Source organism: Streptomyces sp. S4.7 (assembly GCF_010384365.1).
Taxonomy (GTDB): domain Bacteria; phylum Actinomycetota; class Actinomycetes; order Streptomycetales; family Streptomycetaceae; genus Streptomyces.
Genome location: NZ_CP048397.1, coordinates 3,464,289 through 3,490,847 on the forward strand (window position 1 = coordinate 3,464,289; position 26,559 = coordinate 3,490,847).

Here is a 26,559-nt window from a genome sequence, read left to right on the forward strand (position 1 = left end):
ATTCGCCGGCGTACTGGCCCCTGACCAGACCCCCGAAAGGCTCTGGTGAGAAGTGCTCCTTAGAAAGGAGGTGATCCAGCCGCACCTTCCGGTACGGCTACCTTGTTACGACTTCGTCCCAATCGCCAGTCCCACCTTCGACAGCTCCCTCCCACAAGGGGTTGGGCCACCGGCTTCGGGTGTTACCGACTTTCGTGACGTGACGGGCGGTGTGTACAAGGCCCGGGAACGTATTCACCGCAGCAATGCTGATCTGCGATTACTAGCAACTCCGACTTCATGGGGTCGAGTTGCAGACCCCAATCCGAACTGAGACCGGCTTTTTGAGATTCGCTCCACCTTGCGGTATCGCAGCTCATTGTACCGGCCATTGTAGCACGTGTGCAGCCCAAGACATAAGGGGCATGATGACTTGACGTCGTCCCCACCTTCCTCCGAGTTGACCCCGGCGGTCTCCTGTGAGTCCCCATCACCCCGAAGGGCATGCTGGCAACACAGAACAAGGGTTGCGCTCGTTGCGGGACTTAACCCAACATCTCACGACACGAGCTGACGACAGCCATGCACCACCTGTACACCGACCACAAGGGGGGCACCATCTCTGATGCTTTCCGGTGTATGTCAAGCCTTGGTAAGGTTCTTCGCGTTGCGTCGAATTAAGCCACATGCTCCGCTGCTTGTGCGGGCCCCCGTCAATTCCTTTGAGTTTTAGCCTTGCGGCCGTACTCCCCAGGCGGGGAACTTAATGCGTTAGCTGCGGCACCGACGACGTGGAATGTCGCCAACACCTAGTTCCCAACGTTTACGGCGTGGACTACCAGGGTATCTAATCCTGTTCGCTCCCCACGCTTTCGCTCCTCAGCGTCAGTAATGGCCCAGAGATCCGCCTTCGCCACCGGTGTTCCTCCTGATATCTGCGCATTTCACCGCTACACCAGGAATTCCGATCTCCCCTACCACACTCTAGTCTGCCCGTATCGAATGCAGACCCGGGGTTAAGCCCCGGGCTTTCACACCCGACGTGACAAACCGCCTACGAGCTCTTTACGCCCAATAATTCCGGACAACGCTTGCGCCCTACGTATTACCGCGGCTGCTGGCACGTAGTTAGCCGGCGCTTCTTCTGCAGGTACCGTCACTTTCGCTTCTTCCCTGCTGAAAGAGGTTTACAACCCGAAGGCCGTCATCCCTCACGCGGCGTCGCTGCATCAGGCTTTCGCCCATTGTGCAATATTCCCCACTGCTGCCTCCCGTAGGAGTCTGGGCCGTGTCTCAGTCCCAGTGTGGCCGGTCGCCCTCTCAGGCCGGCTACCCGTCGTCGCCTTGGTAGGCCATTACCCCACCAACAAGCTGATAGGCCGCGGGCTCATCCTGCACCGCCGGAGCTTTCAACCGTCCCCCATGAGGGGCACAGTATTATCCGGTATTAGACCCCGTTTCCAGGGCTTGTCCCAGAGTGCAGGGCAGATTGCCCACGTGTTACTCACCCGTTCGCCACTAATCCACCCGAAGGCTTCATCGTTCGACTTGCATGTGTTAAGCACGCCGCCAGCGTTCGTCCTGAGCCAGGATCAAACTCTCCGTGAATGTATTCCCGACCCGAAGGTCAGGTGGACACCACGAGAGCGGAACAACCGGTCGGAATAAGACCAGTCGTTCACAGCGTCCTCGCTGTGTTTCTATCAAAGGAACCTCAACCCAATCCACAGAATGCGGACGAGGTCGGGGTATCAACATATCTGGCGTTGACTTTTGGCACGCTGTTGAGTTCTCAAGGAACGGACGCTTCCTTCGGTCCCGTCTCCGGGCCCCTCCGGGCTTTCCCTTCGGTCTTGCTGTCTTGCGTTCCCGACTCTATCAGAACCTTTCGGCGTCTGATTCCCAGTCAGCGGGTTTGTCTTTCCGGCCCTGCGGCCGTTCCGACGTTTCAAACTCTAGCCCGTTTCCCCGTCGACTCACAAATCGAGTCCCGGTAAATCGATTTCGGCATGCCGAAATTGTTCCCGGTCCGGGGGCCCAGCAGAGTTTGTGTGCCGCATTCAAGCGGCCGGAGTGTGCCGTGGAACCGTTACGGCTCCATGACAACTCGAAGAACCTTACGGACCGGCCCGAGTGGTGTCAACTTGGGCTGTTCACCCCTCCGCCAGGCCGGTCGCCGACCGGCCGAGTCCCCGTCAGTCCAGGTCGGTCAGGCGTCCACCGGCGTCCGGCTGCGCGTGTTCCACCCGGCGGAGCAGGCGCGTCAACAGCCCGCCGAGTAGCCCGCGTTCCTCGGCCGAGAGGTCCTGGAGCAGGTCCTCCTCGAAGTCCGAGGCCATGCGCATGGCCTCCAGCCACTTCGTACGGCCTTCGTCCGTCAGCTCGACGATCACCCGTACGCGGTTGTTCTCGTCCCGGTCCCGCGTGACCAGGCCCTCGCCCGCCATGCGGTCGACACGATGAGTCATCGCCGCCGGGGTGAGGCCGAGGCGTTTGGCCAGTTCCCCCGGTCCCAGGCGGTACGGGGCTCCGGCAAGGACCAGGGTCTTGAGGACTTCCCACTCGGCGTTGCTGATGCCGAGGTCGGAGACCTGTCTCCCGTACGCCACGTTCATCCGGCGGTTGAGCCGGCCGAGCGCCGAGACGACCTTCTCCACCTGGGGGTCGAGATCGTCGAACTCGCGCTGATAGGCGGCGATCTGTTCGTCGAGGCTCGGTTCCTCGGGGGTGTCTGACATGCCGCGCAGTATGGCACGCCTGTCGTTGGCGTTGAAGTCCTTCGATGTGTATTGTTGAGGTTCTAACTTTAGCTTTGAAGTCTTCAGGCTTCAGGTCTTCCAGTGTTGAGTCTTCTCCTCAGAGGCAGGTGAGTGTGACCAGGGTGATGGGCGCCGCGATGCGCCGGATCCAGGCGGGGAACGCGCTGAGCGCGTTCGGGCTCGGGTTCACCGTCCCGTATCTCTATGTGTATGTGGCCCAGGTGCGGGACCTGGGTGCCGGTACGGCGGGGGCAGTGCTGGCCGTCTTCGCCATGGCCGCGCTCGTCGTGCTGCCCTTCACCGGGCGTGTCATCGACCGGCGCGGGCCGTTGCCGGTCGTCGTCGGTGGTGCGGCGCTGGCCGCGGTGGGCGCCGTCGGTATGGGGGTGGCGGCGAGTGTGCCGACCGCCGTGTTCTCGGCCGCGCTGCTCGGTGCCGGTACGGCCGTCATGCAGCCCGCGCTCGCCACGATGATCGTCTGGTGCTCCGAGCCGTCGACCCGGACCCGGGCCTTCGCGACGCAGTTCTTCCTCCAGAACCTCGGGCTCGGCATCGGTGGTCTGATCGGTGGCCAGATCGTCGATGTCGGCAGGCCGGGGAGCTTCACCCTGCTGTTCGGTATCGAGGCCGCGATGTTCCTGGTGCTGGCCGCCGTCGCGGGCACGGTCCGGCTCCCCCGTACGTCCGCCTCCGCCTCCCTTCCCAAGGAGATGGCGGCGCGGGCCGGGGGCGGTGGGATGCGCGCGCTGCTCGGGCACCGGGCGATGGTGCAGCTGTGCGCGCTGGGCTTCGTGCTGTTCTTCGCCTGTTACGGACAGTTCGAGTCGGGGCTCGCCGCGTACGGCACCGAGGCCGCCGGGATTAACCCGTCGACGCTCGGCATCGCGCTGGCGGCCAATACGGCCGTGATCGTCGTCGCGCAGTTCGTCGTGCTCAGGCTGGTCGAGCGGCGCAGGCGGAGCCGGGTCGTCGCCTCGGTCGGGCTGATCTGGGCGCTCGCCTGGATCATCGCCGGGTACGCGGGCCTGGGGCACGGCAGCCAGACCATGGCGACCGCCGCCTTCATCTCCACGTACGCGCTGTTCGGGCTCGGTGAGTCGATGCTGTCGCCGACCGTGGCCCCGCTGGTGGCGGACCTGGCGCCGGACGGGATGGTCGGGCGGTACAACGCCGCTTTCGCTCTGGTCAAGCAGCTCGCGCTGGCCGTGGGTCCGGCCGTGGGCGGCCCGATGGGTGCCGCTCTGCACGGCCCGTACATCGTGACGTTCGTGCTCTTCTCGCTCGGTGTCAGTGTGCTGGCGCTCCGGCTGGGGCGGCGGCTCACCCCCGTACAGGACCAGCCGTCACTCGCCCACACCTCGCGTGTCGTGGCCGTCCACAAGCCGGAGGCCGTCACCGCCTCCTACTGAGGGTGCCGCGGTGCGTGTCAGTGCGGCAGGGCGAATTCGCACCAGACCGCCTTTCCGCCACCCGGTGTGCGGCGGGAGCCCCAGGAGGAGGCGATCGTCGCGACGATCGAGATACCGCGACCCGCCTCGTCCGCCGGTTCCGCGTGGCGGCGCAGCGGCAGATGATCGTCCCCGTCGGTGACCTCGATGATCAGCCTGCGGTCCGTACGGCGGAGTCTGAGCCGCATCGGCGGGGTGCCGTGCTGGAGGGAGTTGGCGACGAGTTCGCTGGTGGCGAGCACGCCCAGGTCCTTGAGCTCGACGGGGAAGCGCCACGAGGAGAGGACTCCCGAGGCGAACGCGCGGGCGCGCGGGGCGGCCTCGATGCCGCCGAGCAGGTCGAGCGCGGCGTTGTGGAACAGCTCGGCGGAGTGCCCGGTGCGGGCGGGGTGCTGGAGGACGAGCACCGCGACGTCGTCGTCGTGCTCGGCCGTGACGCCCATCGCGCGAATCAGCCGGTCGCAGACGACCTGGGGTGATCCCTTGGCGCCGGCCAGCGCGCGCTCCAGGGATGCCACGCCCTCGTCGATGTCCTCGCTGCGGCGCTCGACGAGACCATCCGTATAGAGGACGGCGGTCGAGCCGGGTGCCAGCTCGATGGTGCCGGACGTATGGATCCAGCCGCCGGTGCCGAGCGGGGGGCCTGTCGGGTCGGCGGCGCGCGCGACGGTGCCGTCCTCGGCACGTACGAGGATCGGCAGATGACCCGCCGACGCGTAGACGAGCCGTCCTTCGTTGGGGTCGTGGACCGCGTAGACGCAGGTGGCGATCTGGCTGGGGTCGATCTCGGCGGCGAGTCCGTCGAGCAGTTGCAGGACTTCGTGCGGGGGCAGGTCGAGGCGGGCGTACGCGCGGACGGCGGTGCGCAGTTGGCCCATGACGGCCGCCGCGCGGACGCCGCGGCCCATGACGTCGCCGATGACCAGGGCCGTACGGCCGGCGCCGAGGGTGATCACGTCGTACCAGTCGCCGCCGACAGCCGCGTCCGTACCGCCCGGCTGGTATGTGGCGGCGACGCGCAGGTCGTCGGGCTGTTCCAGCTCCTGTGGGAGGAGCGAGCGCTGGAGGGCGACGGCGGTCTCGCGGAGCCGGCGCTCGCCGGCGCGCAGCCGCTCGGCGGCCTCGGCGTGGTCGGTGACGTCGGCGGCGAAGATCAGGACGCCGCCGGATCCGCTGGTCTCGACGGGGGTGCAGGTCACCGTGTACGAACCGTCACGGGCCACGGTCGCCGAGCCGTTGACCGATCCGTGCGGCGAGGTGGTGAGCGTGCCGGACGTGGCCGCCAGGACCTTGCGGGACTTGACCGTGCGGGGCTTCCCGCTGCGCAGCACCTGGTCCATGAGGGGCATCAGGCCCAGCTCGACCAGTTCGGGGCAGCACTCGGCCGCGGCCGTGCCGGGCTCGCGTGGTCCGAAGGCGTCCGTGTAGGCGTCGTTGACGTAGGCCACGCGGTGATCGGGGCCGTACACCAGCGCGACGAGAGCGGGGAGACCTCCGAGGACGTCGCGGACGGAGAGCTCTTCGAGAGCGGGGATTCCCGCCGGCCCGCCGTCCGGTCTTCCGTCCGGGTGTTCGCCGGTCCGGTCGCCGTGCTCGCCGTGTCGTTCGAATTCACCACGGGCGGCGGGCACGGAACTCTTGGCGCCCTGCGAATGCGCGGAATTGTCCCGTGGCTCGGCAGGGGAGTCCCCCGAGCCCGTCCGCGCGGCGATGCGGCGCTGTGTACCGGGGAGCCGGGCGCTCCAACGCGTGAAATTCACGGATTTTCAGGCCTCATGGTGTCGTTGCTGATCGCCTTGGCGGGCTACCGGATAGCTCTTGGCGGAATCACTCTGTGCAGATGTGAACCCACCTATGGTCACACGTTCAGTGTGGTCGACGGGACTGACATCGGACGTCAGACGTCTCGGGGTCGTTCCACTCCGGCGGCGAGTTCGAACTCGGCACGTGGGTGCTCCAGGGAGCCGAGGGAGACGATCTCCCGTTTGAACAGTCCCGAGAGGGTCCACTCCGCCAGCACGCGCGCCTTGCGGTTGAAGGTGGGGACGCGGCTGAGGTGGTACGCGCGGTGCATCAGCCACGCCGGACGGCCCTTGAGCTTTCGGCCGTACACCTGCGCGACGCCCTTGTGGAGGCCGAGCGAGGCGACGGAACCGGCGTACCGGTGACGGTAGTCGTGCAGCGGTTCACCTCTCAGGGAGGCGACGATGTTGTCGGCGAGAACCCGGGCCTGGCGGACGGCGTGTTGCGCGTTGGGGGCGCATTCGGCGCCGGGCTCGTCCGCCGCCAGGTCGGGGACGGCGGCGGCGTCACCCGCCGACCAGGCGTGTTCGGCGCCGTCGACGGTGAGTCCTGCCGTACAGACGAGCTTGCCCCGTCTGTCGAGGGGGAGGTCGGTGGCGGCGAGGATCGGGTGCGGCTTGACGCCCGCCGTCCAGACGACGGTACGGGTGGGGAAGCGGGTGCCGTCGCTCAGTACGGCGACCCGGTTCTCGCAGGAGTCGAGCCGGGTTTCGAGGCGTACGTCGATGTTGCGGGCCCGCAGCTCACGGACCGCGTACCTGCCCATGTCGTGGCCGACCTCGGGAAGGATGCGGTCCGACGCCTCGACCAGGATCCACTTCAGGTCCTCGGCCTTGACGTTGTGGTAGTAGCGGGTGGCGTAGCGGGCCATGTCGGCGAGTTCGGCGAGCGCTTCGACGCCCGCGTAGCCGCCGCCGACGAAGACATAGGTGAGTGCGGCGTCGCGCAGTTCCGGGTCGCGGGTGGAGGAGGCGATGTCCAGCTGCTCCAGGACGTGGTTGCGCAGGGCGATGGCTTCCTCGACGGTCTTGAAGCCGATGCCGTGTTCGGCGAGGCCGGGGACCGGGAGGGTGCGGGAGACCGAGCCGGGGGCGAGGACGAGTTCGTCGTACGTCATCTCGAAGGAGCCGGGGATCCGGTCCGCGTCCGGGGTGTCGGCGCCGGGGCGGTCGGTGTCCGCTCTTGTGGCGGCCTCTTCCTCGGAGGCGAGGGTGGTGAGCGTCGCGACACGCTTGGCGTGGTCGATGGATCTCGCCTCACCGACGATGATCTTGCAGTCCGGCAGGACGCGGCGCAGCGGCACCACGACATGGCGCGGTGAGATCGAGCCGGCGGCCGCCTCGGGCAGGAACGGCTGGTAGGTCATGTACGCGTTGGGCGACACGACCACGACCTCCGCCTCGCCGCGCCTGAGCTTCTGCTGGAGCCGGAGCGCGGTGTACATCCCGACGTAGCCGCCGCCGATGACGAGAACGCGGGCGCGGGGCGGTGGTGCGGGGGCCGTCCCCCGGGAGATCTCTGCCTTCACCACCCCATGAGGCATCGGGCACCTTGGTTTGTCCACAGCCTCGGCAAATTGTGTGACCGGAGACCTCCGACCGCCCCGGGTGGGCAAATCGCCCTGTGGCGGGGAAGGTTCGCAGGTCAGGCGGGATGGGGCCGGTGACAGGAGAGTGTCGAATCAGGCATCTTCCGGTCCTTGCTCCGATCGGGGGGCGCACTGTGCGGAACCACCCCCTTCTGAATTCCTCGGGGCTCAACTATGTTCGTACTCCGTCGGGGTGTCGACCGTGACTGGTCGAAATGCCCCGGCTGTCAGGGCGGGGAGGTCTCCGGGGGGAGACGTCATTACCGGGGGAACGCTTATGCACATTCAGGATTCTCATTGGCAGGCCGTCGTCTCCGTGGACGGCAACGGACGCGCGAGCACCGGCGGAATCGGTCGGGCCGCACCGCTGCGCGTCGACGCTCAGCGCAATCTCGAACACGTCCTGCGGGCGGCTCGTGAGGTGTTCGGCGAGCTCGGTTACGGGGCGCCGATGGAGGACGTGGCGCGCCGGGCCCGGGTCGGGGTCGGCACGGTCTACCGGCGGTTCCCCAGCAAGGACGTGCTGGTCCGCCGGATAGCCGAGGAGGAGACCTCCCGGCTGACGGAGCAGGCCCGGGCGGCTCTGGGGCAGGAGGACGAGCCGTGGTCCGCGCTCGCCCGCTTCCTGCGGACGTCGGTGGCTTCCGGCGCGGGCAGGCTGCTGCCGCCGCAGGTGCTGAGGGTCGGGGTGGACGTCGACGAGTCGACGGTCGTGCCGGACTCGGCGGACGAGGCACGGGTGCCGCATCAGCGGCAGTCCGGGCAGCCGGACCTGCGCGTGGTCGTGGCGGGGGAGCACACCTCGGTCGGCTCGGTCGGCGCCTTGGACGAGGAGCTGGTGGAACCGGCTTCCGGCACGGTCGAACTGCTTGATGTCGTGGGGCAGTTGGTCGAGCGCGCGCGGTCGGCCGGCGAGCTGCGGCCGGGGGTGACGGTGGCTGATGTACTGCTGGTGATAGCCACGGCGGCGCCCGCGCTGCCGGACGCTGCTCAGCAGGCGGCGGCTTCGGCCCGGCTGCTGGACATCCTGCTCGAAGGGCTTCGGTCCCGGGCGGCTTAGTGCGGGGCCCCGGCGGGCGCCCGCGGTGTTCGGCGACGTCAACTTGAGGTGGTGGGGCGGTAGTCCGGACAGCAGTTCGTCCGACTACCGCACCGCACCTCGCCGTGAGCGTCGCCGTGCACGCCTTCCGACGGGTGCTCCTGTGCGGATGTCCAGGTGAGCGACGTTTCGGTGACGGCGGGTCGAACGGTGCGGTGGCGGTCGTTGACCGTCGCCCCGCTCAGGTGACGAATCACGTTCGAGTGGCGCTGTAGACGGGGGTTCGGCGGTGACGGGTGCTGTGGCACGCTGACTCGGTGTTTCGGGTCTGCAGGACGCTACGGGGGCTTCCGCGATGAGCGGTGAGGGACGGAACGAGCCACTGGGTGGCGGCTCCGGGGGTACGGGGACGGGAGGGCCACCGTCCGGGCAGGTGCCGAGCCAGGGTGGGCCGGGAGGTTCCTCGGGAGCGGCCGGGCCGTCCGGACGTGTCGGTCCCACCACCGGTCCGCCTGCCGGTCCGTCCGTCGGTCCTGTTGTTCCCGTGCCGTCCCCGGACGAGGCCGGGGTGAGTGTGCCGTCGCAGCGCGAGCGCGGTGGCCGGCCCGTTGAAGCCCCCGTCGAGGGGCAGGGCGCCGATCTGCCCCCGTCGGACTCCGAGTTGATCCAGCGCATGCGGGGCGGTGACGGCAGGGCGTACGAGGAGCTGTACCGGCGGCACTCGGCGGCCGTGCTGCGTTACGCGCGTACCTGCTGCCGGGACTCCCACACCGCCGACGATCTGACGGCCGAGGTGTTCGCGCGCACGCTCCAGGCGGTGCGCGGGGGCGCGGGACCCGAGCAGGCGGTGCGCGCGTATCTGCTCACGACCGTACGGCGCGTCGCCGCGGCGTGGACGAAGACGGCCAAGCGCGAGCAACTGGTCGACGACTTCGCGGTGTTCGCGGCGCAGTCCGTGCGCTCGGCCGAGGTGTCGGACGACGACACCCTCGATCCGGGCGCGGACGTGCGGGCCATGCACGAGGCCGAGCGGTCGCTCGCGATGCAGGCGTTCCGCAGTCTGCCCGAGCGGTGGCAGGCGGTGCTCTGGCACACCACTGTCGAGGAGGAGTCGCCCAGCGAGGTCGCGCCCCTGTTCGGCCTCACGGCCAACGCCACCGCCGTGCTGGCCAGTCGGGCGCGTGAGGGCCTCAAGCAGGCGTATCTCCAGGCGCATGTGAACACGGCGGCCGCCACGGCCGGCGACTGCGCGCAGTACGCCGACCGGCTCGGGGCGTACGCGCGCGGCGGGCTGCGTGTCCGCGCCGAGCGCGGGCTGCGCAAGCACTTGGACGAGTGCGCGAAGTGCCGGATCGTGGCGGGCGAGTTGGCGCACGTCAACGCCGGGATTCCGGCGGTGCTCCCGATCGCGGTCATCGGCTGGTTCGCGGCCGGTTACTCGCTGAAGGCCGCCGGGGTCGTCGCCGGCGGCGCGGCGGGTGCGGCCGGAGCCGGTGCGGCGGCGGCCGGTGGCGCGTCGGGTTCGGCGGGAGGCACCGCCGGCGCGGCGGGCGGTGCGGCGGCCGAAGGGCTGGGCGCGCCGATGAAGGCGGGGATCGCCGCGGTGGTCGCCCTCGCGGCGGCGGCCGGGCTGGTGTGGGCGCTGACGGGCGACGAGGTCCCCGACGAGCCGCGGGCGAAGCCGCCCGCCGTACAGCCCGTCGTACCGGAAAAGCCCGCGCCGGAACCGGAGTCGGAGCCGCCGGCCGCGCCCGCCCCGGCGCCCCGGCCGTCACCGCCGCCGGAGAAACCCTCGCCGAAGCCGGAACCCGAGCCGAGTCCCACGGCGACGAAGGCGAAGCCGACACCGCCGAAGCCCGAGCCCGAACTCGAACCCGAACCCGAGCCCGAACCCGAGGCGCCGCCGCCCGCCGAGCCGGAGCCCCCTGCCCCGGCGCCGCCGCCTCCACCGGCGCCGGAGGAGTACCAGGTGAACCGGCTCAGGTTCGACGTGACCGGTGACGGGTCCGGTCCCGAGGTGCTGATCGGGCAGAGCAGTTGGCTCTGGCAGCGCACCGGCATGTCGATCGGCGGCACGCGTTACGGACACGGGGCGTCCATGCACGCCTCGGGTTCGGTGACCATCCAGCTCAACCGCCCGTGCGCCACCTACCGGGCGATGGTCGGCGTGGACGACCTGACGCTGGGTCTGGGCGCGGTGCGCTTCTCGGTGTACGGCGACGGCGGCCGGCTCTGGCGGTCCCCGGTGGTGCGCGGCGGCGAGCAGGCGGTGCCGGTGAACGTGGGGATCGGGGGCCAGAAGAGGATCCGGCTGGTGGTCGAACCGCACACACCGTTCGACTCGGTGGTGGTGGCCGACTGGGCGCAGGCCGGCATCAGTTGCGGCTGACCAACCGGCCGGACGGCCCGCGGGCGCCGATCGCCCGCCACCCGCTCACTGCTGGGGCCTGTCTTCGAAGCAGCGCCGTCCGCCCGCGGCGGCCGGCGCGGTGCATCGCAGGGCGGAGGATCGGCGTGGTGGATCAACCGGCCGTACTCGGCCGACTCCGACAACACAGGGGGCACCTCCCGTGCCTCCTCGGAAACTACGGGGGATAGATGCCGTGCCGGGCGTCCCGTGCCGGGCGGGACCTTCCGGACACCGCCTAGCCTAGGTCTGTCGTTCGGATCAGGCCGGATCAGGGAGCGGGGTCCGGTGCGTGCGATCGCAAGGCGGAGGAGGGAGACAACGCGGAGCGTTGGCGACCGACGACAACGCGGCGGGCGTGCGTGCCAGGGGCCGCGAGCCCGGCAAGATCCGGACAACAGGCCCTAGGGGTGCAGCGTGGGGCGGCGTGGGACCACGCCGCCCGCCACCGCGCGCTGGCGCGGGGCCGCCGTGCCCGTCCAGCAGGTGCCGCGGCGGGAGAGCAGGCGTCTGAGCCACAGTTCCGTGGAGACGAGGTCGGCGATGCCGTCCAGCGGGATCGGTTCGCCCTCGGCCGCCCTGCGCAGCGCCTTGCGCACCACGCGTGCCTCGATCAGACCGGCGTCGGCCAGCAGCGGCGCGTCGAAGAGGGCGATCAGGTCGCCGACGGCCGCCCGCATCCCGGTGCGGGTCGCGGCGGCCGATGTCGCGTGGGTCGTGGCGCCCCAGCCCGGCGGCAGGTCGTGGATGCCCGCGCCGGCGAGGACCGCGCGCAGGACGTCGGCGCGGGCGCCGGGCTGGACCCGCAGCGATTCGGGCAGCGCGCGGCAGGCCCGTACGACCTGGTTGTCGAAGAACGGCGCGTGGAGCCGCTGGCTGCGGATCTCCGCGGCCTGCTCGAAGATCCGGTGGTCTGCGGCGTGCCGGGCCAGCGCGGCCCGTGCGCGGGCCTCTCCGGGCCGCTGGACGGATGTCGGGCGGATCGCCGCCGATGTGAGACGAACCGATACTTCGGCCAGCGCCTCGCCCGTGAGCCAGCGCGCCGCCGGTCCGGGCCGTGACCAGGTGAGCGCGGCGAGGGAGGCGCCCAACGGCCCGTCGGCGGCGGGCGCGTCGCGTTCGCGGTGGGCGCCGGGGAGTCGCGCGGCCGCCTCTTCGAGGCCGGTGCGGTAGGGCGTACGGGCGAGGCGGCGGGCCGCGCGGTAGACGGTCAGCGGCACGAACAGCGAGCCCGCCGCGGGCCCCTGGGCCTTCGCGAGCGCGGTGGCCGGCCGCAGCAGGTCGCGGCGGCGGCGGTCGATCAGCAGGTCGGCCAGGCGCGCGGGGTGGGCGTCCAGTACCTCGCGGGCCCCGGCCCCGGTGAAGTGGTCGGCGCTGCCCGCCGCGAGCCTGCGGCGGTGGCGTTCGGCGGTGACGAGGGAGGGGCCGGGCTCGTCGGTCAGCGGGCCCTCCAACTCGGCGTACGGCAGGGCCTCTTCGCCCGCCGCGACGACCACGTGGTGCAGGCGCGGGTTGGAGGCCATGGCGCGGGCCCGTTCCAGCTCGGCCTCGCGTCCGCCGGTGGCCAGGTCGTTGAAGGTGACGGCGAGGAGCCGTTCGCCCGCGCCGGTGCCGTGTCCGAGGACGGTGCCGGGCGCGCCGGGCAGTCCGGCGGCGAGCAGGGCGAGCGTGCCCGAGGCGCTGCCGCCCGACAGGTCGGCGCCGATGCCGGGGACGGGTCCGCCGCGGGCGGCGCGCCGGTCCGCGGGCCCCATGCCCGGCACGGGCCCGGGGTCGGGCGGTGTGGCCTCGGGTGCGTGACGGGGCGCCAGGAGTCTGGCCCGTACGGCTTCGACGAGGGCGTCCCTGACTCCCTCGACGGCCCGTTCGGGGTCGACCTGGGGCGCGGCGACGGCGAGCGAGGCGACCTGTTCGTATCCGGTGATCTCGCGGGAGCCCTCGCGCAGGACGAGGGCGTGGCCGGGCGGGACGCGTTTGACGCCCGCGTACGGCGTGGAGTCGCGCAGCGCCTCGGGGGTTTCGGGGCAGGCGAGCAGCGCCGCCAGGTGCCCGATGTCGAGCTGTGCCTCGATGAGGTCGGCGAGCGGCAGGGCGGCGGTGGCGTACGCGGTGCCGCTCGCCCACGGCGTGTGGAAGACGGGTCTCGCGCCCGCGAGGTCGCCGGCGACGGTGATCCGGCGGCCGATCTGGGCGACCGCCGTGTAACTGCCGGGCCAGGCGGTGAGATGGCGCAGGGCGCCGCCGCGGGCGGCGAACAGGCCGATCTTCAGCTGCTCGTCGGTGGCTCCGCAGCAGCCGAACACGGCGAGCCGGGTGCACGGGTCGACGCTGACGACGCGGACCTCGTCGTCGCGCCAGTCGCCGACGGCCCAGAGCGGATCCGGGTCGCCCCACAGGAGTTGGGAGCCGACGGGGTGGACCGTGCGGCCCTCGGACTGGTCGCCCACGGAGCCCGCCGTGCCGAAGCTCGCGGCGATACTGCTCCACCCCACCAACCAGCGCATCGGCGCCTCCACAGCCTGTGGATCAAGAGTCGTACCCGTCGTCATCAGTCGTTCGTGAACATGCTGCCACGACAACGGCACACAGGAGTGGCCCCGGTGAGGGAGCGCAAAATGCGAATGCGCCCCTGGCAAAGGCCAGTTGGCGCTGTGAGGGGCTCAGGACGGACAGACAGGATTCAGCCAATCTCCGAGCCCGATCCGCCGACAGAACGTCGGTAAATGTACAGTCCGGGAGGCGCCATCGCCTCCCGGACCGATCCGCCACCCGCGGGGAAATGAGGCGGCGGTGTCCCCCAGCCCACTGGTTCCAGTACGCAGTGGGCCGACCCACGCAGCACTCATGGAAGCGCTCCCGGCCTCTTTAGGCCAAGAGCGCACGGCCGGGCGCACGGCCACACACCCGGAGCACGTTCGATCCGGGGCGGGTTTCACACGTACTCGCGTACGGACAACAATCCCGCCATCCGGACGTCCGCCCCTTAACGGTAGGGATGCGGCGAACTACGCTGGGTTTACGAATGCCACGGGGTTCCTCAGAAAGAGGGGCCGGCGGGGCGGCCGTCTGTGTGTCGAGGGGTGACGCATGTCCAGGGAGCTACGCGGGCCGAACGAGAAGCTCGGCACCGTTCTCGCCCTCGCGGGAATCAGCAACGCCGGTCTCGCCCGGCGGGTCAACGACCTCGGGTCGCAGCGCGGTCTGACGCTTCGATACGACAAGACATCGGTGGCGCGGTGGGTCTCGAAGGGGATGATTCCGCAGGGTGCGGCGCCCCATCTGATCGCCGCGGCCATCGGCTCCAAGCTGGGCCGGCCCGTCCCACTGCACGAAATCGGCCTGGCCGACGCCGATCCGGCGCCGGAGGTGGGTCTCGCCTTCCCGCGCGACGTGGGCGAGGCGGTGCGGTCGGCGACCGATCTGTACCGGCTGGATCTGGCGGGCCGGCGGGCGGGCAGCGGTGGCATCTGGCAGTCGCTGGCCGGTTCCTTCGCGGTCAGCGCATATGCCACGCCCGCTTCGCGGTGGCTGATATCGCCCGCCGACTCGTCCGTCGCGCGGGACGCGGCGATGGCCGAGGCGGCGCGCAGAGCGCACCCGGCGCACGGCGGACCGGGGTTGACCCCGCCGCCGGCGTCTTCCCTCACACCCGCCACGGCGGGCCCCGGCGCTCCGGGAGCCGACGCCGGTGGCGAGCTGTCGCCCCTGCGCGTGGGCCACAGCGATGTCGCCAAGCTTCGTGAGGCGGCGGCCGACGCCCGGCGCTGGGACTCCAAGTACGGCGGCGGGGACTGGCGTTCGTCGATGGTGCCCGAGTGCCTGCGGGTCGACGCGGCGCCGCTGCTGCTCGCCGCGTACAGCGACGAGGTCGGCCGCGGCCTCTTCGGCGCGACCGCCGAACTGACCAGGCTGGCCGGGTGGATGGCCTTCGACACCGGTCAACAGGAGGCGGCGCAGCGGTACTACATCCAGGCGCTGCGGCTGGCCCGCGCGGCGGCGGACGTGCCGCTCGGCGGCTATGTGCTGGCCTCGATGTCGCTCCAGGCGACATACCGCGGATTCGCCGACGAGGGCGTCGACCTGGCCCAGGCCGCGCTCGAACGCAACCGGGGGCTCGCGACGGCCCGCACCATGAGCTTCTTCCGGCTGGTCGAGGCACGCGCGCACGCGAAGGCGGGCGACGCGGCGGCGGCCGGGGCCGCGCTCAAGGCGGCGGAGGGCTGGCTGGAGCGCTCCCGCGCGGGCGACGCGGATCCCAGCTGGCTGGGCTTCTACTCCTACGACCGCTTCGCCGCGGACGCCGCCGAGTGCTACCGCGATCTGAAGGTGCCTCAGCAGATGCGGCGCTTCAACGAGCAGGCGCTGTCCCGGCCGACCGAGGAGTTCGCACGGTCGCACGGGTTACGCCTGGTGGTGAGCGCGGTCGCCGAGCTGGAGTCCGGCAATCTGGACGCGGCGTGCGCGGCGGGGACTCGTGCCGTGGAGGTGGCGGGGCGGATCTCGTCGGCGCGCACGACGGAGTACGTACGGGACCTGCTGCACCGGCTGGAGCCGTACGGCGACGAGCCGAGGGTCGCGGAGCTGCGGGAGCGGGCCCGTCCGCTGCTGGTGGCGCCCGCGTAGGCCGTACGCGGGCCGGCCGGGCGGAGCGCCGCCGTGGGCGCCGTTGGCCGGGCCCGCCGACCGAATGCTCGGTGAACGATGAGGGACACGCGTGGCACCCCGGTGGTTTAAGGGCATTGTCAGTGGGCCAGTGCACTATCGGGGTGGGAGGTTGCGCGAGTGAAGACAGACGGCTCGGGTCGCGTGGGCGGCCGTGGCTACGACTGCGACGTGCTGGTGATCGGCGGCGGCATCGTCGGCCTCTCGACGGCCTACGCCCTCACCCGGGCCGCCCCGGGCACCCGTGTGACGGTCCTGGAGAAGGAGCCCGGCCCCGCGCGGCACCAGACGGGGCACAACAGCGGAGTCATCCACAGCGGTGTGTACTACCGCCCCGGATCCCTCAAGGCGCGCTACGCGATCAAGGGCGCCGCGGAGATGGTCAAGTTCTGCGCGGAGTACGGCATCGCGCACGAGGTCACCGGCAAGCTCATCGTCGCCACCGGCCGGGACGAGCTGCCCCGGCTGCACGCCCTGGTCCAGCGCGGCAGGGAGAACGGCATTCCGGTGCGGGAGCTGGGACCGGCACAGATCATGGAGTACGAGCCGGAGGTGCGCGGCCTGGCCGCGATCCATGTCGGCACGACCGGGGTGTGCGATTTCGGGGCCGTCGCGGCGCGGCTCGCCGATTCGGCGGAGGCGGCGGGAGCGTCCGTGCGGTACGGCGCGGAGGTCACGGTCGTCGACCGGCGGGAGTGGGGCGTCGCCGTCCGTACGGCCGCCGGTGAGGTGGTCAGGGCCCGCGCCCTCGTCAACTGCGCGGGGCTCCAGTGCGACCGGGTGGCCCGGCTCGCGGGCGACGACCCGGGTATGCGGATCGTCCCCTTCCGGGGTGAGTACTTCGAGCTGGCCCGGCCCGGTCTCGTCCGCGGGCTGGTCTATCCGGTGCCGGATCCGGCCTTTCCCTTCCTGGGGGTGCATCTGACGCGCGGTGTCGACGGCTGCGTCCATGTCGGCCCCAACGCGGTGCCCGCGCTGGCCCGCGAGGGCTACTCCTGGTCGGCCGTGCGCCCCCGTGAGATGGCGGGCACCCTCGGCTGGCCCGGCTCCTGGCGGATAGCCCGCAGACACTGGCGGTACGGCGCGGGCGAGCTGAAGCGCTCGCTGTCCAAGCGCGCCTTCGCCACCGCCGTACGGCGGCTGCTGCCCGCCGTGACGGACGCCGACCTGCGCCCCGCGACCGCCGGCGTACGCGCCCAGGCGGTGCTGCGCGACGGCACGCTGGCCGACGACTTCCTGATCCGGCGCGCACCACGCACGGTGCACGTGCTCAACGCCCCGTCACCGGCGGCGACGGCCTCGCTCCCGATCGGCCGCGAGGTGGCGAAGCTGGCGCTGACGATGCTGAAGGACGCGGACGGCGTCTAGGTCCTGTCCGGCGGACGGCGGACGGTCTCCGGTGTCCGGTGTCCGGTCGATCCGCGCCGGCCACTCGGGGCACTCCCGGCGGGTCCGTAGAATCGGTATGGATCCCGACCGACTCCGACGTGCCCGAGAAAACGTGTCCAAGACCCAGATGAACGTGAACAGCGACCGCGACGGCGACCGCGCCGAGAGCGCCCACGCCGACCGCACCGACCCCCGGAGCCGGATGTTCCCCGAGGGCACGGGCCCGGCCGCCGACCCCGCCGGATCGCACTTCGAGCGCCGTATCCGCAGCTTCCAGCCGCGCCGCAGCCGTGTGACGACCGGCCAGGCCGACGTCCTGCGGCGGCTCTGGCCCTCCTGGGGCCTGGACATCGACGGACAGCGCGTCCTCGATCTCGACGCCCTGTTCGGCGGGCTGCCGGTGGTCCTGGAGATCGGCTTCGGCATGGGCGAGGCGACCGCGCGGATGGCCGCCGACGACCCCGGCACCGGGATACTCGCCGCCGACGTCCACACACCGGGGCAGGGGAATCTGCTGCGTCTCGCCGAGCGGAACGGGCTCTCCAACATCCGGGTGGCCAACGGCGACGCGATCATCCTGCTGCGGGAGATGCTGCCGCCCGGGTCGCTGGCCGGGATCCGCGTCTACTTCCCCGATCCATGGCCCAAGAAGCGCCACCACAAGCGGCGGCTGATCCAGCCCGAGTTCCTCGACCTGGTGGCGCCCCGGCTGAAGCCGGGCGCCGTACTGCACTGCGCGACCGACTGGGAGCCGTACGCCGAGCAGATGCTCGACGTTTTGACCGCGCACCCCGCCTACGAGAACACCTCCCCCGACACCGGTTACGCGCCGCGGCCCGGCTTCCGGCCGCTCACCCGGTTCGAGGGCCAGGGCCTGGAGAAGGGGCACGCCGTACGCGACCTGCTCTTCCGCCGGGTCGCGGACGGCGCGGCGGCGGCGTAGCGCCGCGCCGGAGCGGGCCGGGACGAGCCGGGCGCCGTCGCGGGTTGTCGGTGCCCCTCGCTAGGGTCAGCAGGTGTCCGAACCGTTCCGATCGTCCCCGCCCACGACCGCGCCCCCGCCTACGCACCCGTCCGTCCCCGCGTACGAGCAGCAGCGGCTCGGTGACATGTGGGCCGCCGTGCCGGAGCGTTCCCGCTGGCGCTACCGGCCGCACCGCTCCCTCTGGCGCCACCCTGCGGTCCGCGCGGGCGCGGTGGTCATCCTGCTCGCCCTGTGCGGTCTGCTGATCCTGTCGCTCGTACGGGAACAGACCGGCACCCAGGGCTTCCTGGTCGGTCTCGGTCTGGCGATCCTGCCCGTGCCGCTGCTGATGGCGGCCTTCCGCTGGCTGGACCGGGTGGAACCGGGCCCCTGGCGCAATCTGCTCTTCTCCTTCGCCTGGGGCGCCTGCGCCGCGGCCCTCGTGGCGATAACGGCGAACTCCTTCGCGACCCAGTGGATAGCCACCGCCACCGCCGATCCCAGCGGCGCGGAGTCCCTGGGCGCCACCGTGGTCGCGCCGATCGTCGAGGAGAGCGCGAAGGCCGGCGCGATCCTGCTGATCTTCCTCTTCCGCCGGCAGTCCTTCACCGGTCTGGTCGACGGGGTCGTCGTCGCGGGCTTCACCGCGACCGGTTTCGCCTTCACCGAGAACATCCTCTATCTCGGCAGCGCCTTCGGCGAGGACCAGCAGATCGGCAACTCGGGCCTGGCGTCCGTGACCGCGGCGACCTTCTTCGTGCGGGTCGTGATGTCGCCGTTCGCGCATCCGCTCTTCACGGTCCTGACGGGCATCGGCTTCGGTATCGCCGCGCTCGCCACGCGCCGCCAGCGCGTGCGCCAGTGGCTGATGCCGGTGCTCGGCCTCGTGCTGGCCATGGGCACCCACGCGCTGTGGAACGGCTCGTCGTCGCTGTTCGGCCCCTACGGCTTCTACGCGGTGTACGCGGCCTTCATGGTGCCCGCGTTCGCCCTGCTGACCTGGCTGGCGATATGGAGCAGGCAACGCGAACTGCGCACGGTCTCCGCCGAGTTGCCCGCGTACGCGGCGGCCGGCTGGCTCGCCGAGACCGAGCCGCTGGCCCTGTCCTCGATGCGGGCGCGCTCGATGGCGCGCACTGTCGCCGGACGGGACTACGGGCCCGCCGCGGCCCGCACGGTCGGCGAGTACGAGGCGTTCGCGACCTCGCTGGCGTTCCTGCGCCACCGGGCGGGGCGCGGCAGGGCCGGCCCGGACTACGTCGAGCGCGAGCAGGAACTGCTGCACCACCTGTGGCAGCGCCGGGAAATAGCGTCGCCCGCGCTGGCGTACGCGGCGCGGGCGACGGGGCGGGTGTGGACGCCGCCGCCGTACATCGACTACGGCGGCTACAACCCGTACCGGAGCTGAGTCCCGCTCCCTCGGACGAGCGGATCGGGCCGGGCCGGGCCGGATCATCCGGCCCCGGTCAGGGGCCGGTCAGGGGGTGAGGCCCTTGCTGCGCAGCCAGCTCAGCGGGTCGATCCCGCTGCCGCCCGCGGTGTGCACCTCCAGGTGCAGGTGCGGACCGGTGACGTTGCCGGTGGCTCCCACGCGTCCGATGGTCTCGCCGGTGGTGACCTTCTGGCCGGCGCCGACCGTCATCGAGGACAGGTGGGCGTACCAGATCTCCGTACCGTCTTCGAGCTCCAGCACGACGCGGTAGCCGTACGACCCGGACCAGCCGGCCGACTTGACGGTCCCGCTGTGGACGGCCTTGGTGGGCGTGCCGGTGGGGGCCGCGAAGTCCAGGCCGGTGTGCTGGCCGGAGGACCACATGGAGCCGGTCTGGCCGTAGGTGGAGGTGAGCGTGTACGAGGAGGTGGGCAGCGAGAAGCTGGCGGCCAGCTTCTCCAGGCGCTCCTTCTCCGCCCTGGCCTCCGCGGCCTCCTTGGCCTTGCGCTTCGCCTCGGCGGCCTTCTCCTCCGCGTCGGTCTGCTGCTTCTTCGCCTCGGCCGCGGCCTTCTCGGCGGCGGCCGTCTCGGCGCTCGCCTTCTGGGCGGCGTCCGCCTCGGCCTGCTGCTGCTCCGCCTGCTGGAGGATGCGGGCGCGCAGCGCCTCGCCGGAGTCGGTGGTGCCCTGCTGGGCGTCCGCGGCGGTGAGGGCCGCCGTGGTGAGCGGGGAGGGCGTCTCGTCGTTCTTCTTGTCGCCGTCGGACATGAAAGACCCGACGCCGGGAAGAGACTTGGCGTCGGGGAAACTGTCCGAGATCGCGTCGGGAAGTGATATCGAGACCGCGGGCTTGTCCTGGGCGGAGGCGATGCCTCCGGCGCCGACCGCGGCGATGACGCCTACTCCGAGGACCGTGGAGCTGCGGGCGAGAGCGTTGCGCTGCTTGGCGACACGGTGCTTGCCGCGTACGGGACGGATGGAGTCCGCGGTGGGATTCCACTCCTCCCAGTCCCTGCTCGCCTCGCCGTTGCTGTGATCGGTGCCGGTGAGCCGGCTGCCGGGGCCGAAATGGGCCGGGGCTGAGGCTTCGGGGGCAGGCCTGTTGGACGCCACTCGGGCGCTCTCCTTTCCTTCCTTCTCGCCTACCGGGTTAGCTGACGGGTTCGGAGCAGGAAGGTCTCCTACGAGCGTTCCTGGCCGCACGAAGCGAACAAGAGGCGCCCGATTCACCCCAATTGGTGGTTCCCCGGTTTCCTTGCGGAATTCGGCGCGTGCGCACGGTGCCGTCTCTTTCGACGGCTGGGACAACCGCGCTGCGTTATCGAACGTTAATAGACGACCGGGGCTTATTCCAAGCTGTTCCGGGTGATCGTTAGCGATGACGGCCGGGATCAATCGGGCCACAAGCGGGCACAATCGGGCGAGTTGATCGACTCTCGGGCCGTGTGCGATCACACACTCGAACTGACGGTGCGTCAAATGTTATGCGGAGTGGTGCGCCTCAACTACGCAGCGTGCCGGGCGAGATGACGGCACGGCCCGACGAACGGCGGCGCGGGAGGCGCGACAGGCCGTCTCACGGCACGACGGGCATCGTCCTGCGCCGCTCCGGCTGCCCCGCGGTGGGCCGGCTGACGGCCAGCAGCGCCATGTCGTCCGTACTGCCACCACCGGTGTGCAGCCGTACGTCACCGACGATCGCCTCCAGCAGCTCGTCGGGGCCGGGGAAGATCCGTCCCGCCAGCCGTTCGCGCGGGTTGTAGAAGACACCCGCCGCGTTGCGCGCCTCGGTGAGACCGTCCGTGTAGAGCAGGAGCGTCGACCCGGACCCGTACGGGACCTCGTCCGGCCCGGTCCGGCCACGCCCCCAGCTCGCCCATCCCGAGCGGCAGCGCCGGGTCGGACGGGGCCAGCACCGTCAAGGCCCCGTCGGCGGCGAGCACCAGCGGCTCCGGGTGTCCGCGGTTGACCACCCGCACCATGCCCTCGACGTGCGGGATCTCCGCCAGTACGGCGGTGGTGAAGCCCTCGAACAGATCGATCCCGCCGCGCCGGGTGCCTTCGCGCGCCAGCGCCCGCTCCAGCCGCTGCGCGACCCCTTCGAGCGAGCTCTCCTGCTCGGCGGCCTCACGGAAGGCGCCGATGACGACGGCCACGGTCTCGACGGCGCCCATGCCCTTGCCGCGCACGTCACCGACCACCAGCCGTACCCCGTACGCCGTGTCCTGGACGGCGAACAGGTCGCCGCCGATGAACGCGCCCTCCTCGGCCGCCTCGTAACGCGCGGCGATGTGCAGCCCGCCTATCCGGGCCGCGGGTGTGGGCAGCACGGCGCGCTGCGCCGCCTCGGCGATCACCCGCGCCGAGGCGAGCCGTTCGCCGCTGCGGCGTACGACAGCGTTGATGGCCAGCGCGAGGACCGAGACGGTGAAGACGGTCAGCGATTCGGTGATCGTCTCGATCCCGCCCGCCGTGCCGTTGCAGAAGTGCAGCCCGAGGATGGCGGCGACCGACACGATGCCGACGGCCAGGGTGCGCGCGAACGAGAAGAAGGGCGCGGCGACCAGCGGCGCCGCCGCGAAGAGCGGGAAAGCGGTGCTCGAGTCGGGCGTCGCCTCGTCCAGGACGATCGCCACCACGATGATCAGGGCGGGCAGGATCTCCACGAACGGATGCGGCGAGCGGGCCGCGTGCCGGCCGCGCCGCCGGCCTCCCGGCCGGAGGTCCTCGGGACCGAAGCCGGGAGGGTGCTTGTCCATGGCGCGCGAGGTGTTCCAGGTGGGGTCCTGTGGGGGCATGTCCGCCTCGCGGAATCCGGCGTCGGAGCGCCGGGAGCCACGCCGGATCCCGCGCTCGACGCGGTCCCTGAGGCTGCGGAGTCTGTTCCCCGCGGGGATACGGCGACGGCGGGCGGCACCCTCGGGGGAACGGTCGTCGCTCCCGCCGCCCGCCGTCTCCGTTCTCCCTCAGGTGCCCCACTCTCCTGCCCGGTCAGTCGACGGCCGCGCACAGTACCGCGCACTTCCCAGGCTCACTCTTTCCGCGCCCGGCGGCTACCCGGCCATCGACCGACTGGGCTATGAACGGCCTCCCCCGGCCCCCGGGGAGGCCGTTCAGTCGGTGAGATGGCGCTCGGCGTACACCTTCATCGCGTCCCGTACGAGCACGGCCGCGCCCTCCTCGTACTTGTCGTAGTTCCGGCCGAAGCGCGGGTCGTCGACGTACATCGCGGTGACACCGATGACGTACGACTTGCCGACGCTGGACGTGGCCGACAGCCATTCGTAGTGGCGGCGGGCGAGCGCCTGCGCCTCCTGGCTGTCGGGGGCGCGACCGTCCTTCCTGGCCCGGCCCCAGTCCCGGGCGATGTCCTCGTGCCGGCCCATGAACTCCTTGCGCTCGCTCTCGCTCAGCGAGCGCCACCAGCGATCCCCCTTCTCGTACGCGTCGCGGCCCCACCGCTCGGTCACCTCGCGCTCGTAGCGCGTGTGATCGAAGCCGTCGAGAATCTCCTCGGCCATCAGCTCTTCTCCCCTCTCGGTCCTGTGGAGAGTGGTCCGCACCGAGGCGATGAGACGCCCCACCCGGTCCCGCTCCTGCTCCAGCAGCGAGAGATGGGTGCGCAGTGCGGCGGCCGTGTCCTGTTGGCCGTCGAGGATCCGGGCGATCGCGGGCAGGCCGAGACCCAGCTCACGCAGCAGCAGAATCCGCTGGAGCCGGACCAGGGCGTCCTGGTCGTAGTAGCGGTAACCGTTGCCGCCGACCCGGCTCGGGGTCAGCAGCCCCAGCTCGCCGTAGTGCCTGAGCGTGCGGCTCGTCGTGCCGGCCTTCTTCGCGATGTCCTGGATCGACCACTCCATGTCCGGAACGCTAAATCTTGACGTTGCGTAAAGGTCAAGCCCGATTCGGCGGGACACGGTGGCACGGAACGGCGGCAGAAGACGCGGCGGCGGGGAGCGCACGACGAAGGCCCGGATCCAGTGGATCCGGGCCTTCGTCTTCTACCAGTAGCGGGGACAGGATTTGAACCTGCGACCTCTGGGTTATGAGCCCAGCGAGCTACCGAGCTGCTCCACCCCGCGCCGTTGAATGCAACTTTACGCCATCCGGACCAAGATCATCTCCATTTTCCGGTCCGGGGCACCGATCGGCCTAAGCGGCCTCCACCACATCGGCGTGAACGGCCGCCGCCCACTCGACCAGAAGCCGCTGATACTCGTCCTGCTCGGCGGGGGACAGCGTCCGGCCGGCCCGGGCCCACAGGGCACGGATCTCCGTGTTGACGACGGCGGCAGGACGGACGGAACCACGGGCATCAGAGGAAGCTGACATGCAGTAAGGCTACGGCCAGCCACTGACAATCGGCAGAGCGTGTACCCCACGTCTCGTATAGCCACCGTCCGGAGCCCCTCAGCGCCTACGCTTACACCGGTGATCGAAACCATCGTGTTCGACGTCGGCGAGACCCTCGTCCGCGACGACCGCCACTGGGCTTCCTGGGCCGACTGGCTCGGCGTCCCCCGCCATACCCTCTCCGCGCTGGTCGGCGCCGTGACCGCACAGGGCAGGGACAACGCCGACGCGCTCCACCTCATCAAGCCCGGCATAGATGTCGCCGAGGCGTACCGGGCCAGAGAGGCCGCGGGCCGGGGCGAGCACCTGGACGAGTCCGATCTCTACCCCGACGTACGGCCGGCCCTGGCCGGGCTGCACCAGCTCGGCGCGCGCGTCATCATCGCCGGCAACCAGACCGCCAAGGCCGGGGAGCTGCTGCGGGGCCTGGATCTGCCGGCCGATCTGGTGGTGACGTCGGACGAGTGGGGTGTGGCCAAGCCGTCGGCGGAGTTCTTCGCCCGGGTCGTGGAGGCGGCGGACACCACCCCGGAGCGGATCCTGTACGTCGGCGACCACCCGATGCACGACCTGTTCCCCGCCCAGCGGGCCGGGCTGCGGGTGGCGCATCTGCGACGGGGCCCGTGGGGCTATCTGACGGCGGACGATCCGGATGTCGTCGCGGCGGCGGACTGGCGGATCGACACGCTCACACAGCTGACGCCGATCGTGGCGGAGCTGCGGCAGCCGGTCTGAGCGCGCACGGACGACGCGGGCGGCGCGGGCGCGGCTCGGGCGGGTCGGCGGCGCGGCTCGGGCGCCTGAACGCGGCGGGTCGGCGAGGGCGGCCGGTCAGCCGGAGCCGTACTCGTGCGGCTGCCCGCCCTGCCACTCGACCCAGGCGGGGTCGTCGAGCAGCTCCCACGCGTCGGACAGCCCGGCGAGCCGCAGGAATTCGATCAGATGGTCGTCGTTGTGCGCGAGTCCCATGATCCGGCCGCGGACGGTGACCCGCCGGCCGCCCGTCCCGGACGGCCGGTGCACGACGATCGGTGTGTCACTCATACGGTCAAGAGTGCGACTCCCGTGGCCCGAGCGCAGCCTCGGGGTCCGGTCTTTGCCAGGAGACCGCCGCGAAATGGACCGCTTTGCAGCCCTTGCGCATGCTTTGTCGCCGCCCGGATGCGGGATACGACACACCCCCCGATGCTGGGAGGTGAACCCACTAGGGAGGACGAGTCATGTCGATGCTCGACAAGCTCAAGGGTCTGGTCAAGGGCCACGAGGACACCGTGCGAAAAGGCGTCGACAAGGCCGGTGACGCCGTCGACAAGAAGACCGGCGACAAGTACAAGGGCCAGGTCGACACGGCCCAGGAGAAGCTCAACGAACAGCTCGGCTCCCGGCAGCGGCCCACGCCCGGCGACGACCGCCCGCCGAGGAGCTGACCCCGGAGCCGATCCGGCAGGTCGCACGTTCCGGACGAACATCCCGCCGAAGGCCCCGACCGCTCCCCTGCGCCGGTCGGGGCCTTCGCGCGCCGGCCGCCCCCGCCTCCAGTCCACCGCCTCCGTACGTACGGCTAGGGACGCGCGCCGTCGGAGCCCACGTATCGCTCCGCGAACTCCCCCACCGGCTCGATCGGCGTGATGATGTCGACCAGCACCCCGGCGGGGTCGGCCACGATGAAGTGCCGCTGCCCGAAGTCCTCGCTGCGCAGCGGGAGTACGGGGGTCAGCCCCGCACCGACGACGAGCCGCTCCCACTCCGCGTCCACGTCCGCCACCTCGAAGTTGAGGAGGAGGCCCTGGACGGGTCTGCCGTAGCCCTCGGGCAGCGTCGGATGGGTGGGGTCGAGGAGCGCGAGCTCGTACGGGACGGCCCCCGGCCTTCGCAGACTCACGTACCAGTCGGCCTCGAACGTCGTCTCGAAGCCGAGAAACCGGGTGTAGAAGTCCCGGGACTCCTGGAGCCTCGTGGTGGCGATCACGGGATAGAAGCTGGTCAGCTCCATGACGGATTCCTTTCGCATACCATCGGTATGCGAACGACGTTATTCACATACCGTCGGTATGTCAATCGGAGGGGAACGCGATGCCGCAGGAGCACGGGGCCAGGGCCCGGCAGCGGGAGCAGACCAGACTGACCCTGCTGCGCGAGGGCCGCAGGCTCTTCGCGGAGGTCGGTTACGGCGCGGTGAGCCTCGCGGAGATCGTCGCCGCCGCCGGTGTGACCAAGGGCGCGCTCTACCACCACTTCGACGGCAAGACCGCGCTGTTCCGCGCCGTGCTGGAGGACGTCCAGGAGGAGGTGGGCCGGCGCGTGGCGGGGGCGGCCGACGCGCGGGACGGCTCCTGGGACCAACTGGTCGCGGGCTGCCAGGAGTTCATCACCGCCACGACCGCGCCCGACATTCAGCGGATCATGCTCGTCGACGGGCCCGCCGTGCTGGGCTGGACCGAGTGGCGGGCGATGGACGAGGCGTCGTCGGCCCGCCATCTGACGGAGGCGCTGACCGCACTGGTGGAAGAGGGCGTCGTTGCCGCGCAGCCGGTGGCGCCCCTCGCGCACCTGCTGTCGGGCGCGATGAACGAGGCGGCCCTGTGGCTGGCGACCTCGGCCGACCCGGCGGATCTCACCGACACACGGGCCGCGTTGGGGCGGCTCCTCGGTGCGCTGCGGGTCGGCTGACGGACCGTCGGGCAGCGGGCAGCGGACGCCGGGCGGCCGGGAGGCGTCGGACGGTGACGCGGACGCCGT

General features: G+C 71.0%; 19 protein-coding genes, 1 tRNA gene, 1 rRNA gene, 1 pseudogene and 1 riboswitch. Of the genes and pseudogenes, 10 read left to right on the forward strand and 12 right to left on the reverse strand.

Translation table 11 applies throughout. The features are described from left to right. Nucleotides 1-63 precede the first annotated feature (63 nt). Nucleotides 64-1,587, reverse strand: a 16S ribosomal RNA gene (locus tag SSPS47_RS15240). Between the two features lie 587 nt (nt 1,588-2,174). Next, nucleotides 2,175-2,717: a MarR family transcriptional regulator gene (locus SSPS47_RS15245; RefSeq protein WP_147878035.1), complete on the reverse strand. Its 543-nt coding sequence runs from the start codon at nt 2,715-2,717 to the stop codon at nt 2,175-2,177. Nucleotides 2,718-2,863: 146 nt separating this feature from the next. Here SSPS47_RS15245 and SSPS47_RS15250 point away from each other — a divergent pair, with 146 nt between their 5' ends. Beyond that, on the forward strand, nt 2,864-4,147 hold the full coding sequence (locus SSPS47_RS15250; protein WP_203558077.1) for an MFS transporter: 1,284 nt from the start codon (nt 2,864-2,866) through the stop codon (nt 4,145-4,147). 17 nt (nt 4,148-4,164) lie between these two features. Here the strand turns inward: SSPS47_RS15250 and SSPS47_RS15255 are convergent, their stop codons facing one another. Both SSPS47_RS15255 and SSPS47_RS15260 read right to left on the reverse strand, forming a co-directional pair. After that, nucleotides 4,165-5,946 carry an ATP-binding SpoIIE family protein phosphatase gene (locus SSPS47_RS15255; RefSeq protein WP_164251596.1) on the reverse strand — a complete coding sequence of 594 codons (1,782 nt, stop codon included), beginning with the start codon at nt 5,944-5,946 and terminating at the stop codon, nt 4,165-4,167. Nucleotides 5,947-6,083: 137 nt separating this feature from the next. Continuing rightward, on the reverse strand, nt 6,084-7,532 hold the full coding sequence (locus tag SSPS47_RS15260; RefSeq protein WP_164251597.1) for an NAD(P)/FAD-dependent oxidoreductase: 1,449 nt from the start codon (nt 7,530-7,532) through the stop codon (nt 6,084-6,086). Nucleotides 7,533-7,854: 322 nt separating this feature from the next. Here SSPS47_RS15260 and SSPS47_RS15265 point away from each other — a divergent pair, with 322 nt between their 5' ends. Together SSPS47_RS15265 and SSPS47_RS15270 are read left to right on the forward strand one after the other, a co-directional pair. Beyond that, on the forward strand, nt 7,855-8,637 hold the full coding sequence (locus SSPS47_RS15265; protein WP_164251598.1) for a helix-turn-helix domain-containing protein: 783 nt from the start codon (nt 7,855-7,857) through the stop codon (nt 8,635-8,637). A gap of 334 nt (nt 8,638-8,971) precedes the next feature. Then, nucleotides 8,972-11,005, forward strand: coding sequence for a sigma-70 family RNA polymerase sigma factor (locus tag SSPS47_RS15270; protein ID WP_164251599.1), 2,034 nt, complete (start codon nt 8,972-8,974; stop codon nt 11,003-11,005). Between the two features lie 422 nt (nt 11,006-11,427). Here the strand turns inward: SSPS47_RS15270 and SSPS47_RS15275 are convergent, their stop codons facing one another. Beyond that, on the reverse strand, nt 11,428-13,527 hold the full coding sequence (locus SSPS47_RS15275; RefSeq protein ID WP_164251600.1) for an asparagine synthase-related protein: 2,100 nt from the start codon (nt 13,525-13,527) through the stop codon (nt 11,428-11,430). A gap of 583 nt (nt 13,528-14,110) precedes the next feature. Between SSPS47_RS15275 and SSPS47_RS15280 the strand changes: the two genes are divergently transcribed. The 4 genes from SSPS47_RS15280 to SSPS47_RS15295 all read left to right on the forward strand — a co-directional run bounded on the left by SSPS47_RS15280 (nt 14,111) and on the right by SSPS47_RS15295 (nt 19,446). After that, nucleotides 14,111-15,646 (forward strand): sporulation protein, encoded by a 1,536-nt coding sequence (locus tag SSPS47_RS15280; protein ID WP_147878041.1) that lies wholly within the window; start codon nt 14,111-14,113, stop codon nt 15,644-15,646. Between the two features lie 159 nt (nt 15,647-15,805). After that, nucleotides 15,806-17,053: an L-2-hydroxyglutarate oxidase gene (lhgO, locus tag SSPS47_RS15285; protein WP_239064920.1), complete on the forward strand. Its 1,248-nt coding sequence runs from the start codon at nt 15,806-15,808 to the stop codon at nt 17,051-17,053. Nucleotides 17,054-17,276: 223 nt separating this feature from the next. Next, the gene (gene trmB, locus SSPS47_RS15290) at nt 17,277-18,017 is read left to right on the forward strand and encodes a tRNA (guanosine(46)-N7)-methyltransferase TrmB (protein ID WP_239065273.1); all 741 of its coding nucleotides are present in this window, start codon (nt 17,277-17,279) and stop codon (nt 18,015-18,017) included. A gap of 166 nt (nt 18,018-18,183) precedes the next feature. Beyond that, a complete protein-coding gene (locus tag SSPS47_RS15295) occupies nt 18,184-19,446 on the forward strand; it encodes a PrsW family intramembrane metalloprotease (protein WP_164254598.1) in 1,263 nt (420 codons plus the stop codon). Nucleotides 19,447-19,515: 69 nt separating this feature from the next. On the opposite strand, the gene SSPS47_RS15300 is transcribed toward SSPS47_RS15295, so the two are convergent. The 5 genes and pseudogenes from SSPS47_RS15300 to SSPS47_RS15320 all read right to left on the reverse strand — a co-directional run bounded on the left by SSPS47_RS15300 (nt 19,516) and on the right by SSPS47_RS15320 (nt 23,799). Next, nucleotides 19,516-20,580, reverse strand: a complete 1,065-nt coding sequence (locus SSPS47_RS15300; protein ID WP_164251602.1) for a M23 family metallopeptidase — start codon at nt 20,578-20,580, stop codon at nt 19,516-19,518. Nucleotides 20,581-20,591: 11 nt separating this feature from the next. Continuing rightward, nucleotides 20,592-20,747, reverse strand: a riboswitch (cyclic di-AMP (ydaO/yuaA leader). Nucleotides 20,748-21,043: 296 nt separating this feature from the next. Further along, nucleotides 21,044-22,226 (reverse strand): annotated as a pseudogene (locus SSPS47_RS15305) (PP2C family protein-serine/threonine phosphatase). Between the two features lie 354 nt (nt 22,227-22,580). Continuing rightward, on the reverse strand, nt 22,581-23,327 hold the full coding sequence (locus SSPS47_RS15310) for a MerR family transcriptional regulator (protein WP_164251603.1): 747 nt from the start codon (nt 23,325-23,327) through the stop codon (nt 22,581-22,583). 148 nt (nt 23,328-23,475) lie between these two features. Further along, a tRNA-Met gene (locus tag SSPS47_RS15315) sits at nt 23,476-23,549 on the reverse strand. Between the two features lie 70 nt (nt 23,550-23,619). Further along, nucleotides 23,620-23,799 carry a hypothetical protein gene (locus SSPS47_RS15320; protein WP_147878044.1) on the reverse strand — a complete coding sequence of 60 codons (180 nt, stop codon included), beginning with the start codon at nt 23,797-23,799 and terminating at the stop codon, nt 23,620-23,622. Nucleotides 23,800-23,901: 102 nt separating this feature from the next. Here SSPS47_RS15320 and SSPS47_RS15325 point away from each other — a divergent pair, with 102 nt between their 5' ends. Further along, nucleotides 23,902-24,555, forward strand: a complete 654-nt coding sequence (locus tag SSPS47_RS15325) for an HAD family hydrolase (protein ID WP_147878129.1) — start codon at nt 23,902-23,904, stop codon at nt 24,553-24,555. Nucleotides 24,556-24,651: 96 nt separating this feature from the next. Here SSPS47_RS15325 and SSPS47_RS15330 read toward each other — a convergent pair whose 3' ends face one another. Next, nucleotides 24,652-24,864: a hypothetical protein gene (locus tag SSPS47_RS15330; protein WP_164251604.1), complete on the reverse strand. Its 213-nt coding sequence runs from the start codon at nt 24,862-24,864 to the stop codon at nt 24,652-24,654. Between the two features lie 176 nt (nt 24,865-25,040). On the opposite strand from SSPS47_RS15330, the gene SSPS47_RS15335 reads away from it, so the two are divergent. Next, entirely contained in the window at nt 25,041-25,247 is a 207-nt protein-coding gene (locus SSPS47_RS15335; RefSeq protein WP_164251605.1) for an antitoxin, read from the forward strand. A 134-nt stretch (nt 25,248-25,381) separates the two neighbouring features. Here SSPS47_RS15335 and SSPS47_RS15340 read toward each other — a convergent pair whose 3' ends face one another. Then, complete coding sequence (locus SSPS47_RS15340) at nt 25,382-25,813, reverse strand: VOC family protein (RefSeq protein WP_164251606.1); 432 nt, start codon at nt 25,811-25,813, stop codon at nt 25,382-25,384. A gap of 80 nt (nt 25,814-25,893) precedes the next feature. Here SSPS47_RS15340 and SSPS47_RS15345 point away from each other — a divergent pair, with 80 nt between their 5' ends. Beyond that, nucleotides 25,894-26,490 carry a TetR/AcrR family transcriptional regulator gene (locus SSPS47_RS15345; protein WP_164251607.1) on the forward strand — a complete coding sequence of 199 codons (597 nt, stop codon included), beginning with the start codon at nt 25,894-25,896 and terminating at the stop codon, nt 26,488-26,490. Nucleotides 26,491-26,559 lie beyond the last annotated feature (69 nt).

Excerpts from the sequence above, each read along its gene's own strand:
- SSPS47_RS15245 (WP_147878035.1), bottom strand. The coding sequence starts at position 2,717 with ATGTCAGACACCCCCGAGGAACCGAGCCTCGACGAACAGATCGCCGCC.
- SSPS47_RS15250 (WP_203558077.1), top strand. The coding sequence starts at position 2,864 with ATGGGCGCCGCGATGCGCCGGATCCAGGCGGGGAACGCGCTGAGCGCG.
- SSPS47_RS15260 (WP_164251597.1), bottom strand. The coding sequence starts at position 7,532 with ATGCCTCATGGGGTGGTGAAGGCAGAGATCTCCCGGGGGACGGCCCCC.
- SSPS47_RS15265 (WP_164251598.1), top strand. The coding sequence starts at position 7,855 with ATGCACATTCAGGATTCTCATTGGCAGGCCGTCGTCTCCGTGGACGGC.
- SSPS47_RS15270 (WP_164251599.1), top strand. The coding sequence starts at position 8,972 with ATGAGCGGTGAGGGACGGAACGAGCCACTGGGTGGCGGCTCCGGGGGT.
- SSPS47_RS15275 (WP_164251600.1), bottom strand. The coding sequence starts at position 13,527 with ATGCGCTGGTTGGTGGGGTGGAGCAGTATCGCCGCGAGCTTCGGCACG.
- SSPS47_RS15280 (WP_147878041.1), top strand. The coding sequence starts at position 14,111 with ATGTCCAGGGAGCTACGCGGGCCGAACGAGAAGCTCGGCACCGTTCTC.
- trmB (WP_239065273.1), top strand. The coding sequence starts at position 17,277 with ATGTTCCCCGAGGGCACGGGCCCGGCCGCCGACCCCGCCGGATCGCAC.
- SSPS47_RS15295 (WP_164254598.1), top strand. The coding sequence starts at position 18,184 with ATGTGGGCCGCCGTGCCGGAGCGTTCCCGCTGGCGCTACCGGCCGCAC.
- SSPS47_RS15310 (WP_164251603.1), bottom strand. The coding sequence starts at position 23,327 with ATGGAGTGGTCGATCCAGGACATCGCGAAGAAGGCCGGCACGACGAGC.
- SSPS47_RS15320 (WP_147878044.1), bottom strand. The coding sequence starts at position 23,799 with ATGTCAGCTTCCTCTGATGCCCGTGGTTCCGTCCGTCCTGCCGCCGTC.
- SSPS47_RS15330 (WP_164251604.1), bottom strand. The coding sequence starts at position 24,864 with ATGAGTGACACACCGATCGTCGTGCACCGGCCGTCCGGGACGGGCGGC.
- SSPS47_RS15335 (WP_164251605.1), top strand. The coding sequence starts at position 25,041 with ATGTCGATGCTCGACAAGCTCAAGGGTCTGGTCAAGGGCCACGAGGAC.
- SSPS47_RS15340 (WP_164251606.1), bottom strand. The coding sequence starts at position 25,813 with ATGGAGCTGACCAGCTTCTATCCCGTGATCGCCACCACGAGGCTCCAG.
- SSPS47_RS15345 (WP_164251607.1), top strand. The coding sequence starts at position 25,894 with ATGCCGCAGGAGCACGGGGCCAGGGCCCGGCAGCGGGAGCAGACCAGA.